The organism is Mycobacteroides sp. H001 (genome assembly GCF_001440005.1).
Classification (GTDB): domain Bacteria; phylum Actinomycetota; class Actinomycetes; order Mycobacteriales; family Mycobacteriaceae; genus Mycobacterium; species Mycobacterium gwanakae.
In genome coordinates this window covers 14,861-27,975 of the sequence record NZ_LJYH01000030.1, presented here as the reverse complement: position 1 = coordinate 27,975, position 13,115 = coordinate 14,861, and the positions used below count along the sequence as shown (strand labels likewise).

The 13,115-nt window shown below is 63.7% G+C and carries 11 protein-coding genes; all 11 read right to left on the bottom strand.

What is annotated here, in order from left to right; translation table 11 throughout:
* Position 1: 1 nt before the first annotated feature.
* A complete protein-coding gene (locus AOT83_RS12990; RefSeq protein WP_057964889.1) occupies positions 2-1,573 on the bottom strand; it encodes an NAD(P)/FAD-dependent oxidoreductase in 1,572 nt (523 codons plus the stop codon).
* A 257-nt stretch (positions 1,574-1,830) separates the two neighbouring features.
* Complete coding sequence (locus AOT83_RS12985; protein ID WP_057964890.1) at positions 1,831-3,381, bottom strand: NAD(P)/FAD-dependent oxidoreductase; 1,551 nt, start codon at positions 3,379-3,381, stop codon at positions 1,831-1,833.
* Positions 3,378-4,235 carry an SDR family NAD(P)-dependent oxidoreductase gene (locus AOT83_RS12980; protein ID WP_057964891.1) on the bottom strand — a complete coding sequence of 286 codons (858 nt, stop codon included), beginning with the start codon at positions 4,233-4,235 and terminating at the stop codon, positions 3,378-3,380. Before AOT83_RS12980 ends, AOT83_RS12985 begins: the two co-directional genes overlap by 4 nt.
* Positions 4,232-5,233 (bottom strand): alpha/beta hydrolase, encoded by a 1,002-nt coding sequence (locus AOT83_RS12975; RefSeq protein ID WP_057964892.1) that lies wholly within the window; start codon positions 5,231-5,233, stop codon positions 4,232-4,234. The genes AOT83_RS12980 and AOT83_RS12975 overlap by 4 nt, the downstream gene beginning before the upstream one ends.
* A gap of 101 nt (positions 5,234-5,334) precedes the next feature.
* Entirely contained in the window at positions 5,335-6,684 is a 1,350-nt protein-coding gene (locus AOT83_RS12970; RefSeq protein WP_057964942.1) for an AarF/ABC1/UbiB kinase family protein, read from the bottom strand.
* A gap of 72 nt (positions 6,685-6,756) precedes the next feature.
* A complete protein-coding gene (locus AOT83_RS12965; RefSeq protein ID WP_057964893.1) occupies positions 6,757-8,037 on the bottom strand; it encodes a TetR/AcrR family transcriptional regulator in 1,281 nt (426 codons plus the stop codon).
* A 149-nt stretch (positions 8,038-8,186) separates the two neighbouring features.
* Positions 8,187-8,873 carry a response regulator transcription factor gene (locus tag AOT83_RS12960; protein WP_030096443.1) on the bottom strand — a complete coding sequence of 229 codons (687 nt, stop codon included), beginning with the start codon at positions 8,871-8,873 and terminating at the stop codon, positions 8,187-8,189.
* On the bottom strand, positions 8,870-10,183 hold the full coding sequence (locus AOT83_RS12955) for an ATP-binding protein (RefSeq protein ID WP_057964894.1): 1,314 nt from the start codon (positions 10,181-10,183) through the stop codon (positions 8,870-8,872). Before AOT83_RS12955 ends, AOT83_RS12960 begins: the two co-directional genes overlap by 4 nt.
* A gap of 150 nt (positions 10,184-10,333) precedes the next feature.
* On the bottom strand, positions 10,334-11,104 hold the full coding sequence (locus tag AOT83_RS12950) for a phosphoglyceromutase (protein ID WP_030096441.1): 771 nt from the start codon (positions 11,102-11,104) through the stop codon (positions 10,334-10,336).
* Positions 11,105-11,147: 43 nt separating this feature from the next.
* Positions 11,148-11,678 (bottom strand): hypothetical protein, encoded by a 531-nt coding sequence (locus AOT83_RS12945; RefSeq protein WP_131726959.1) that lies wholly within the window; start codon positions 11,676-11,678, stop codon positions 11,148-11,150.
* Positions 11,679-11,734: 56 nt separating this feature from the next.
* Entirely contained in the window at positions 11,735-13,057 is a 1,323-nt protein-coding gene (locus AOT83_RS12940; protein ID WP_057964896.1) for a hypothetical protein, read from the bottom strand.
* Positions 13,058-13,115: the final 58 nt, after the last annotated feature.

Here is a 13,115-nt window from a genome sequence, read left to right as displayed (position 1 = left end):
CTCAGACCACCACCTGTGAATCATTGAGGGCCACAGTGGAATCGACACGTTGACTCTGTTGCGCATACTCGTAGTCATCCGCCGGGAACTTCTTCGCCGCCCGGCGGGCCTGCAGGGTCGTGGTCGGCCGCAACAGCGGTACATCATCGTCAGCGTTCTTCCAGTACGACCGCACACCTTGATTGAGTTCCGTGAAGTAGTACTTCAGGTTCCGCCCGTTGCGCAGCATGAGTTGGTGGAAACGGTCCAGTGCCTCCTGGCGCACTTCCATACGGCTGGCACCGCGCTCTCCCGCAAGGGAGATGGCCCGGACGATGTGCGTGACGGCGGTATCCGCCAGCCCGTGCCATCCGCCGTTGCCGGTCCAGGAGTAGGGCCCGACGATGATCCAGCGGTTGGGGAAGCCGGTGATCGAGACGCTCTCGTACGCCTGCATACCGCGAGTGTTGAAGAAGTCCCCCAGATCACGGCCACCGGCGCCGGTCACACGTCCTCGCTTGTAGGAGGCGGGTTCGGAGAACAGATCGAAACCTGTTGCGGTGATCAAGAAATCGGCCTCATGCACCGTCCCGTCCGAGGTCTTGACTCCCTCGGGAACGACCTCGTCGATGGGCGTGGTGACCAGTGAGCAGTGCGGCTTGTTGAAGACCCGCGGAAAGGCGGAGTTGAGAGTTGGCCGGTTCCCCAGCGGCCCGAAGTACGGGAGAAGATCCCGCGCGACCTTCCTGTCCTTCACCACCGCACGCAGGTACGCCCCGTACAGTGCACGCCCGGCGGCATCGAACAACCGCATCAACGGCCGCATCACCGCGCCCGGGGTGTGAATCAGGAACCACAGACCCAGGCTCCCGCCGAGCAGGGCCCCCCACTCGATCACGGAGAACAATCCGGGGATACGGAGCGCCCATTGGGCAATCACCGGGATCCGGAAGTCGGGTTTGGGGATGCAGTAGACGGGTGTCCGCTGGAACACCACGAGCGACTCGGTCTCGTCGGCGATGGCACCGCACAATTGGACGCCGGTCGCCCCGGTGCCGATCACTGCCACGCGTTTGCCCCGCACGTCGTGCTCCGGCAGCCACTGTACGGGCGTCACCCGGGTACCGGTGAAGTTCTCGAGCCCCTCGATGCCGGGCTGCTTCGGATCGAAGAAGGGACCGATCGCTGAAACCACGAACCGTGCGGTGATCAGCGAGCCGTCAGCGAGATTCAGCCGCCACCAGTGGTTCTCCTCATCCCACTCCTCGTTGCGAACGTCGACGCCGAAACGGAAGTGCGGCCGCAGATTGAACCGTTCGGCGACCTGTTGGTGGTAGGCCTGCACTTCGGAGCCGGGCGCAAAAACGCGAGACCACTTAGGGTTTCGGAAGAACGGGAACTGGTAGATCACCGACGGGATGTCGACGGCGATCCCCGGATACACATTGTCGCGCCAGGTCCCGCCCAGATCCGCGGCCCGGTCGAGGATCACGAAGTCCTCGATACCCGCCTGCTGCAAGCGCACCCCGGCACACAGGCCTCCGATACCCGCACCGATCACGACGACGTGATGATCGGGAACTGATGTGGTCATGAGGACTCCTCACTCGATGTCCGATACGGACTACTCACTGACAATTCCGGCGTTGAAAGCGACGGGCCTCCGGCCAGGATGACGAGCCCGCCGCATGGCCCGGGTCGGACTGGTCTGATCGCGCCAGTCCGGCCCGGACCCCCTCCGACGCCGTCACGGGATGATGTTGGTTCCCCCTCAACGAGCCGCCCTATTGGATATCGCAGCGTTACCCACCAAAAGCGGCATGGACACAGGTCTCCTTCTCGATGGCTTGGCTAGTTCACCTGCACGGCAGTGGTTTCGGCCACGGGGGCGCGATCACCCGCCACCGGCAATCGGTCGAAGCGAAAATCATCGAGCGGAAAGCGCTTACTCGCACGCGTCGACTGGTACGCCGTGGTGGGGCGCAGGAACGAGAAGTCGCCATGTCGGTCGATGTAATAGGAGTTGGCGTTGACACACGCACGCCCGTGCATGAGCGTCGATTCCGCCTTGGGCGCAATGAAATCGAAGAACCGGTTGTTGGCGTCTTCGGTTACCGCGAAGGCGGTGGCGCCACGCTTGCGCGCCTCGGTGATAACCCGCACGGCGATGCGCGTCGCGTTTTCCACCATCACATGCCAGGAGCTGCCGCTCCACGCGAACGGCCCGAAAACCATGAAGGTATTGGGCAGTTGGGGCATGGTGACACCCTCATACGCCCTGGCACGATTGTTCTCGTAGTAGTCGGCCAGGTCGAAGCCATTGCGCCCCTTGACGGGGCGGGCGCGATAGACCTCAGGGCTCTGCGACATCTCGAACCCGGTGGCCAGAACCAGGACGTCGATATCGCGGTGCGCACCGTCCGCCGTGACGATTCCCGCCGGGGTGATCTTGGCGATCGGATCGGTCACCAGGTCGACATGGGGCTGGGTGAAAGTCCGGTAGTAGATGTTCGAGACACTCGGGCGCTTGCACCCGAATCCATACTGAGGTGTCAGCTTCTTGCGCAACTCGCGATCGCGGACCTGGCTGAACAGAAATGCCCGGCAGGCCCAGTTCGGAATGAGGGTTATCGGCGCAATCTGCTTGCCGTAAACCGTGATCGCCACCAGGCCGACCTCCACCGCGGCGGCGGCGATCCCCCGGATCAGGGATTGCAGGCCCGGGACGTACTTCAACGCCCACCGCGCGATACGCGGTATCGGGAAGTCGGGCTTGGCGAACACCCAGATCGCCCGGCGCTGATAGACGTCCACGTGGGAGGCCACCCGCGCCATCTGCGGAATGAGCTGAACCGAGGTTGCTCCGGTGCCGATCACCGCCACCCGCTTACCCTGCAGATCGAAGTCATGGTCCCAGTTCTGTGTCTGGATCACCTTGCCCGCAAAGGAATCCAGACCCGGGATATCCGGCACCTTCGGCTCCACAAATGCGCCGACCGCGGTGATGACGAACCTGGACGTGATGACCCGGCCGTCGGCAAGGGTGAGGTGCCACAGGTGGTTGTCCTCGTCCCATACCCGTTTCATGACCTCGTGGCCCAACCGCAGGTGGTCGTTGAGGCGGTACTGGTCGACCAGGCTTGCGATGTACTGCTGCACTTCCCGGCCTTTGGGAAAAGTGCGGGACCAGTTGGGGTTTTTTGCGAAGGAGAACTGGTACACGATTCCCGGGACATCTACTGCCACATCAGGATAGTGGTTGTTGTACCAGGTGCCACCGATGCCCGCGGACCGCTCCAGTATGACGAAATCGGTCAGGCCGGCACGCTTCAATCCAATGGCGGCGCCGAGCCCTCCGATCCCAGCGCCGATGATGACGGTCTCGTGCTCGGGGGTACTCATATTGTCGCCTCGACCTGCCGGTCGATCCGGCCGTCATACTCGCTGCGGGCGCTCCGGTCTACGGGTCCGACCGTCCTGTCCGCATTCACGACTCGCCGGCCCAGCAGCCACAGCCACTCGGGAATCAGATGCTGTAACCGCAGCGCGAGGACCGTACCTCGCGGGGAACCGACCACTGCCGGCCGATTGCGCACGGTCCCGACCGCGTCGCGTGCCACCCAGCTGGGAGGAATGATGCCCAGTTTCTCCCACCACTTGAACGGAATACCATCGACGAGCTGGGTGCGGACGGCCGCCGGCATGACTGTCGAGATGGTCACGCCGGTGCCGACCAGCTCCTCGCGGGCGCTGCGCGCGAACCCGGTGGCGGCATGCTTCGAGGCGACGTAACTGGCCAGGCCCGGTGAGTGAATGGCTCCCGCCGCCGATGTCACATTGATGAAATGTCCTCTGCCCCTCGCGATCATCCGCGGGGCGAGTACCTGATAGGAGATGTAGTGGCTCCAGAAGTTGACGCGCATCGTCGCCTCGGCCACTCCCCGGGACTCTTCCAGCAGCGGCCCCACTGGCATGATGCCCGCGTTGTTCACCACGATGTCGATGGGCCCGACGGTGTCCTCGACCTCGGCGACAACACGTCGATAGTCATCGGACTCGCCTACGTCCAGCGCGAAACCTCGTGCATCCGCACCAATCTCCCGCGCCGCCAGAACAGCGGCGTCACCGTCGAGGTCCGCGATGACCACCCGAGCGCCCTCACGCGCCAGCCGCTGTGCGATAGACAGCCCGATACCGCGCGCGCCGCCGGTGACCAATGCGACGGCGCCGTCGATCTGAATCTCGGTGAATTTCATGCGGCGGGCCGTCCAACATGAGCTCTGACGAATGCCGAGATCTCCCCCACGGCCGCCCGCGCATCGGGGAGCACATCCGCGGCGATCTGGAAATCGTGCACTTGATTCCTCCATATCTGCAGTTCGACAGGCACTCCGGCCTCGGCGAGCCGAGCAGCCGCGAATTCGGCATCAGGGCGCAGGATCTCGTCACTGCCCACCTGAAGAAGTGTTGGCGGTAGGCACGCCAGCGTGGCCGCGGCGCCCTCGACGAAACTGTCGAGGACCCTGAGCCCGGCGGTAGCCGTCTCGCCCGACATCATGAGGCGCTCCATGGCTATCAACGCCGCCCGCGGGAACAACGGGTCGTTGGATTGCGCGGCCAGCACCAGCTTGCCTGCCGGGTCACGTTGCACCAGAGGTGAAATGCACACGAGAGCGCCGGGTGATTCCAGTCCGCGACGCTGCGCGATCAGACTGGCGGCCAGAGCAAGGAATCCACCCGCGGAATCGCCGGCGATGACGATCTCCGAAGGCTGGTAGCCCATGTCGATGAGGTACCGGTATCCGTCGAGTGCGTCCTCGACCGCCGAGGAGACCGAGTGCCCGGGCAGCTTGCGGTAGTTGACGGCAAGCGACGTGACGCCCGCGCTCGTGACAATGCGCGACACCAGCCTGCGATGCGTGTTCAGTCCGCCGACGACAAATGCCCCGCCATGCAGAAAGAGCATGGCGCCGTGTGACGAACCGCCTCCGGCAGACATGAGCTCGGCTTCGCAGTGGGTGAGTCGCACCCGGACACGACGCACTCCCCGAACGGGCCGCAGCACGATCGCCGCGAGGTCGATGACTCGGTACGGCCACGGCAAATACGGAAAGCGCGCCCACAGTGCAATCACCGGATACGCGAAGAGGCGGATGGCCAAGCGTCCTAATCGCAACAGAACCGTCAGAGAGCCTCGCTCGGAGCGAGTGAGCTCCAGACGCTCCGGATGTAGCGGCACCACGTTGGCCGTCATCGGCGCTCCTCGGTGATCTCGAACACGGGTAGGTGTTTTATAGACTGACATGCCATTCACAAAAATACAAGACGGCATTCCCACCTACTCCCAGATGACTGTTATCGCTGCTGAGACCAGATTTCTATGGCCTGCCCCATGGGGGTGGCGGTGTCGGCCATGCCGAGATACTCGCGCGCAATCGCCGACCACGGCGCCTCTGCGCCGAGCCTGCCGAGGAGTGCGGCCACACACATTTCGGTGCGCCGCGCCATCGCATGCGTCTCCACTAGACGCTGGTTACGGATGCCGTCGTAGAACCTGGACGAGGGCAATACGGCATCGGCAACCGAACGCCGCGCGATATCCGGCGTCATCCGCAAGATCCCGTCTCCGAGATGCCAGTTACTGACCGCGCGGATGTACTCGGTGGCGGCGCATCGCTCCATGGCCTCCGGGTCTGCCAGGAATCCCGCGGCCACCGCAAGCTCGAACGCCTGGTCATCATCCCCGGAGAGCAGCGCCCGAAACACCTTGCGCTGCACCTCGGCGTCCTCGTAATCCATATCCATACACAGTCCGAAGTCCACGAAACCGACCCGCCCATCGGGAAGCAGCATGATGTTGCCGGGATGTGGATCCGCGCAGAAAAATCCGGTTCGGTACATCTCACCGCAGTAGAAGCGATAGATCGCCTCCCCCACCAGGTTCCGCACCGGCTGATCCTGTTCGGCAAGGCCGTCGAAGGCCATACCGTCGAGGTACTCGGTCACCAGGACGTGCTCGGTGCACAATTGCGCGATCGGTTCGGGGATACGCCATGCCGGATGCCCCTGGAACGCGTCGAAAATCCGCTGGTGGTGGGCTAGCTCGGCCCGGTAATCCACTTCCTTGATCATCTGCCGCTGTACCTCCGCGACGATGGCCTGGGTGTTGCTCGCGGGCATCTTCTTCGCCGCCAGCTTGGTGACCAGCTGCAGATTCTTCAGATCCGCGCGGACCTTGGACGCGATATCCGGGTACTGGATCTTGACCGCGACCATCCGTCCGTCGTCAAGTTGGCCGCGGTACACCTGGCCGATCGAGGCCGAGGCGATGGCACCCGCGTCGAGGCTCACGATCCGGGCACGCAGCTCACCCAGCTCACGTTCCAGCGCCCCGTGCATCGTCTCGTCGGGAATCCTTGGGGCATTGTCGAACAGGGGCGCAAGCCGGGCGGTGAACTCGTCTCTGGCCGATGCGGATGTGATACCCACGTCCACCACAGAAAGCAGCTGGCCAAGTTTTTGCGCGGCGCCCTTCATCGAGCCCGCGACGGCCACCAAGTCGTCGGCGAACCGCAGAATATCGGCGTCCCGCCGGGCCGCCACGTCCGCCGAGACCGGTTTCATCGCCGTCGTTATCGCCGAGCGGACGGCATGACCGGCGACAACCTTGCCCAGCGCCGCCGCCCTCTTCGCACGCAGCGGCACGCCAGCTCGAGTTGCGTTGGCCTCGTTGTCAACTGGTTCGCCGATGGGATGCTCCTTCATTGCCGCGCCGACCTAGGGCGCTGGATTCAGACCATAAAGCAAAAAGTGCGTGATGGCCCGCGCGTACTCATCAATACGGTCAGTCCGGCCGTCGTCATCGACGACGAGAGTGACGGCGCCGACCAGCAAGGACACAAATGCCTGGCCGAGGAACTCGGTATCGATCGACGGGTTTATCCGGTCGGCACCAATCATCGAATACACGGACTGCTCGCTGCGCACCGAGGCGAAGCGGAAGAACTGAATGATCGACTGCAGTGCCTCCGGATCCACTCCGGCCGCTTCCGTGCACACGAAGATCAATGCGGGCAGCCTTTCGGCCACCGCCTCCAACGCGTTTGTAAATCCTTGCGCGAGAGCGTTTTCGATGTCCTGACGGGCATCCAGACGCCCAACCGGCCGCGACAGGACGGGCTCCATGGCCGAGAACTCACGAACCATCAGCGCATCGAGCAAGTCGCGTTTGTTCTGGTAGTAGTTGTAGAACGTGCCGTGGCTGACCCCGAGTCGCTCGACGATCTCGTTCACCCCGACGGCGTGATATCCAGCGGACAGGAAGCAGCCGAGCGCCGCATCCAGGAGTTCATTGCGGCGATCGGCCGCGACAGGCACCGGAACATGCACGGAATCAACGGTTTCCGCCGCGCTGTGCCCCGCGCTCGACTCCAAGGCGACACCGTCGCGCAAAATGCCGCTTTCGGCGATCTGCGAAGCGGTACTCACGAAACGTTCTCGGGTACCGGGGTTGTCGTGCCGGCTTTGTGCGAGCAGAAAACCGGGCAGCACCAGGGCCGGCAAGAGCCGTGCGAGCACGGCGTGGTTCTGTGCGTCCTCGGCCAGCCATCCGGCCCGACGGCCGCCATCCAGGCCCCGCTGCACGTAGGAGTCGAGCATCGACTGGATACCGAGGACTCGCTGCTTGAGCTCCTTGTCGGCGGCGGCCGATTGCACGGTGAGAAGTTTGAGCAGCGCAGGCTCCTGATCCACCAGCGCGTAGAGGCGGCGGCCGCCCTCCATGATGATGTCGTTTCGTTCTTCGATGCCGGCGGTTCCGCCGACTACCTCGAGAAAGTCGTCGAGCGCCAGGGTGTCGACGAGGCGTTCCACGGCATAGTCGAAGACCAGGTCGAGAACCTCGCGCTTGCTGTCAACGTATCGGTAGACAGTGCCTTGTCCCATGCCGGCACGGCCCGCTATGTCGGACATGCTGGTCTGCTCGTAGCCGTTTTCGGTGAAGGCCGAAAAGGCCGCGTCGACGATCTGCTGACGGCGTTTGTCGGCAAGCCCGGACACCGGGGGGCGTCCTCGGCGAGGCGGATCCTGCGCCACTCGCTGCTCCATCGACGTGTTTGACCGAACCGAAACCGGAGCGTCCCACAATTACGAACGCCTCGATGCCGTCAAAGTCTAAACACGTACGTGATGGCCCCTGCGGTGAGCGGTCAGCCCTCCAGCTTGTAGCCCAGGCCGCGCACCGTCACCAGATGCACCGGATTGGCCGGATCCGACTCGATCTTGGAGCGCAGCCGCTTGACGTGTACGTCAAGCGTCTTGGTGTCTCCGACATAGTCGGCACCCCACACACGGTCGATCAACTGACCGCGGGTAAGCACCCGCCCGCTGTTCCGGATCAGGTATTCGAGCAGGTCGAACTCCTTGAGCGGCAGGGTGATCGCTTCCCCGTTCACCGATACCGTGTGCCGATCGACATCCATGCGCACCGGGCCGGCCTCCAAGACGCCATCGCCCGCGGTGGTCTCTTCGGAATCCGATCCGCGGCGCAACACCGCACGAATGCGGGCGATGAGCTCGCGCGCCGAGTACGGCTTGGTCACGTAATCGTCGGCCCCGAGCTCCAGCCCGACGACCTTGTCGATCTCGCTGTCGCGTGCGGTCACCATGATCACCGGAACGCTGGACTTGGCGCGCAGCTGCTTGCACACGTCGGTACCGCTCATTCCGGGCAGCATCAGGTCCAGCAGCACGATGTCGGCACCGGCACGTTCGAATTCGGCGAGCGCTGAGGGCCCGTCGTTGACGATGGTCGCCTCGAAGCCCTCCTTGCGCAGTAGGAAGGCCAGTGGATCGGCCAGCGAGTCTTCGTCCTCAACAATCAAGACACTGGTCATCGACGTACATGTTCCTCTCGTGTAGTCGCTTGACGCTCCTCGCGTAAGCGGCTGGTTGGTGCGTGCGGCGGGGCTTGGTTGGTCGCGTCTTTGCGGGGGGTGGGTTGATCTGCTTGCGGGCCGTCTGCGGATTCCTCGATCACGTCATCCTCTTCCTCGTAAACCGGGAGAGACAGCGTGAAGGTCGACCCGGTGCCGGGCTGGCTCCACAGCTTGATGGCGCCGTTGTGATTGGCCGCCACATGCTTGACGATCGCCAGACCCAACCCGGTGCCGCCGGTGTCGCGGGAGCGCGCCTTGTCCACCCGGAAGAACCGTTCGAAGACACGTTCCTGATGTTCCTTGGCGATCCCGATGCCACGGTCGGTGACGGCAATCTCGATCTTGTCGCCCCGGCGCCGGCGGCTGATCGACACCGGCGATCCGTGCGGCGAGTAGGCAATGGCGTTGGCCACCAGATTGCTGATCGCTGTGATGAGCAGCGTGGGGTCACCGCGCACCTCGAAACCACTGGGCGCGTCCGTGGTGACCGCGATATCGGCGTTCTCGGCGGCCACCTTGGACCGGCTCAACGCCTCGGACACCACGAAGTCGACGTCGACGACCTCCAGATCGGGAAGCTTCTCGGCGCCCTGCAGCCGGGAGAGCGCGATGAGTTCGGTGACCATGTTGCCCAGGCGACGGGACTCCGCGAGAACCTGCTCACCGAAATGCTGCACCGTCTCGGGTTCGTCCGAAGATTCCAGTAGTGCCTCGGCGAGCACGCCCATCGCGCCGACAGGCGTCTTGAGCTCATGGCTGACATTGGCCACGAAATCGCGGCGGGTGGCCTCCATACGGACATGCTCGGAGTCGTCGTCGACATAGATGACGGCCCAGCGCGGATCGGCATCGGAGAGCCTGCGCACGTGCCCGCGCAGCGAGAACCCCGCGCGACCCGGCGCCTTCGGCTTGGTGGTCAGATCCACTTCGACGGCCTCACCGGTGGCCAGCGTCCGTTGGGCGGCGGTCCATGCCTGCTCGTCGAGCTGGCGGTCGCGTACCAGGCCCAGCTCCCGCGCGCGGGCGTTGACCAGGACGACGTCCTGGTGTTTGTCGACGACGACAATTCCGGTCGGTGAGATGGCGACAATGCGCTCGAGCATCTGGGAAACGGTCAGACCGCTCTGGGCTACCTGCGAACCTTTCCGGGCCGCGCGGTGGGTCGAGGAGCGGCGCGAGTACCACGCGCCCAGCACCGCACCCGCAGCAAGCGCCGCGAGGGCTGCGATCGTCACGATCACAACCAGAGAGCCCGATGAGGCGGTCACGCGAAAAGCGTACGCATTCGGTGAACGTCACCCCAGCAGCGTGCGGCTAAATGCCGAGCAAGTCACACATTCCCGCACAGGTGTTAGGCGTGAGTTCACCGAATATTCGCCGATTGGCGAAGTTTTGGTGGGTCAGGCTCACCGGGAAGGCTATTTGGCGCCCTGATTAGCTACCGCCGCGGCTCCTGCCGCAGCCGCCTCCGGGTCCAGGTAAACCCCACCTGCCGTGATCGGTTTGAGGTTCTCGTCCAGGTCATACCGCAACGGAATACCCGTGGGGATGTTCAGTCCCACGATCTCCTCGTCGGAGATCCCGTCGAGGTACTTCACCAGGGCCCGCAGCGAATTACCGTGGGCGGCAACCAGAACGGTCTTACCCGCACGGAGTTCCGGCACAATGGCCTCTTCGTAGTACGGCACGAATCGCGCCACCACATCGGCCAGGCATTCGGTGAGCGGTCCACCGCCGATATCGGCGTAGCGAGGATCCTGATCCTGGCTGTAGTGGCTGCCCCGCTCGATGGGCGGCGGTGGGGTGTCATAGCTGCGGCGCCAGGCCATGAACTGGTCCTCGCCGTACTTGGCCTTGGTTTCGGCCTTGTCCAGACCCTGCAGCGCACCGTAGTGGCGCTCGTTGAGGCGCCAGTCCCGCACCACCGGGATCCAGAGCCGATCAGCGGTGTCGAGGGCCAAATGCGCGGTGTTGATCGCGCGGCGCAGCAGCGAGGTGAACAGAATGTCCGGCAGCAGCCCCTGCTGAGCCAACAGCTCACCACCGCGCTGGGCCTCTGACCTGCCCTTTTCGGTCAGGTCGACGTCGACCCAGCCGGTGAACAGGTTCTTCGCATTCCACTGGCTCTCACCGTGGCGCAGCAGGATAAGGGTGGCTCCGTGTGCCTGATTGGAGGTCTCGCCGCTCATGAGCGCCAGTCTCTCATGTGGCTGCCCAGCTGCTCCCGACGTATCAACCCTGTCCCCTGTTCAGATCGGCGCAGCGCATGTCCCGAACCACCGCAGACGCATTGGTTATGAGTTCGTGCACGGAGTATCGGCATGCGACCGGGTCGCGTACCACCCCCACGCGGACGCGCAGCACGTTGAGCGCATTCGCGACATGGAGTGCCACCACCGCGCCCGACCACCTGGCCGACGGCGGCTCCGGAACCCTCATTGCCGCAGACAACTTGTTCACCGTCCGTGCGGCGGGGTCATCACGACGGGCGGGCTGTGCGGCGTCGAGCTCCTGGACGACCATGTCCAGGAGGACCTCCTCGGCGATAGCCGCCTCAAAGAACTGGACGTGCTGGATGTAGACGGGGTCGCCGCCGTTCATTCCGGTATCGCAGGCGAAAAACACCGCGGTGACGGCCCGGGGCGAGAGGCCCGCGGACGCGGCGAGGCCCACCGCCGCCGTCGCGACCTCGAAGAGTCCGGCGTCATCGGTGAATCCCATCTGCTCCCGGCCCCAGCCAGACGAGTCAAAGAGCGACTTCACTTTGGCACCTCCTGCACTCATCGAGACCACTGGCCACGGGATGCGTGTTTGACGATTCAGTCGAAAACCTTTACCGGAATCAACTTCTCGATCTCAGACTGCAGTATCTGCTCGATTCGCCGCGCAGTGTTCTTGCCGGTCACGAGCTTGGTGAAGTCGATACTCAAACGCCCGTTGTAGCTGGTGATGAAATAGATGCGTCCCTCAACCATCGCGACACCCCTTGTCGCGATGAATGCGCTCACGGCGTGGAGCTCGACACCGCAACGAAAATCGTTGATATCTACCCCGTCAGGTGTTGCGAAATCCGACACGCGACCCCAGTTGGTGATCTGGATGGCGGTGAAGGTCGGGACCCAACCTCCCATCGGCACCAGCAGGAAGTACCGTCTGGCCAACGCCAGTGCCCGCCGGATATCGCCACGGACAAATGCGGTTTGGTGAATGCGGGAGGTTCGTAAGCCCTCGCGGATATCCGCCATGACGTGGCGGGCAAGGTCAAGCGCGTCGCTGCCGCGCCCGACCTCGAGGATCGTCTCGGCAATGCCCAGCACGTTGGTGCCCTCCGTCGGCGCGACCGGCGGATCAATCCGGGAGCGCAGATTCACAAATGAGGAAACCGCCACGGGTAGTTCACTTTTCCCTGAAATCTCGCGTTCGGCGAGCACCAGCGCAGCGCTGACGAGCCCGTTGAGTGTGACCTCGTGCGTACGCCCTACCTCAATGAGCCGATCGGTCTGCTCCACCGACAGGTGAATGCGTGCTCGTTGGGCACGACGTGGCCGAAACGCGGTCCAGATCCGTTCGGGCCCGCGGTATGCGGGGCGAAGGTCCATCAACTGCCGGGACGTCGATTCGGTGTAGCCACGCGCACGCAGCAGTGTCTCCGAACTCGCCGGAATGGGATGCGCACCCATCAACCCGCTGATGCCGTTGACTGCGCGCGTTCTCCCCGTGTAGAGACTCCACAAGTCGTGCAGGTATGCCAGAGCCGCGTCGGCATCTGCGATGGCGTGATGCAAAAGAAACGTCACACGGAACTTCTCACCCGACCGGTAGACGTGCAGTGCACACACCTGCCCAACGGGTAACGCCGAGTTCCCGGACAGGACGTAATCCCCGATGTCGGCGTCGCCGACATCCCAGAACACGACGGCCGGCCGTTCGCGACCTGTGAATCGAAGTTCAAAACCTTTGCGCGACATATGGATTCGACCGCCCAATAACGGGTACATGCCCACGAGGTCGTCGAGGGCCCCCTCAAGCGCGACATCCTCCAGTGTGCCTGTGCCATAGCAATGTTGAGCCACCGTGGTACCCGAGACGACGAACACGGACTCCGAAGGCGCGAGAACACGCGGGGGCAGCAGCTCGGGCATGAAGCTCCTTTGACAAGCCAGATATTCGATACACAAAGTTATCGATACTGAAAGTACC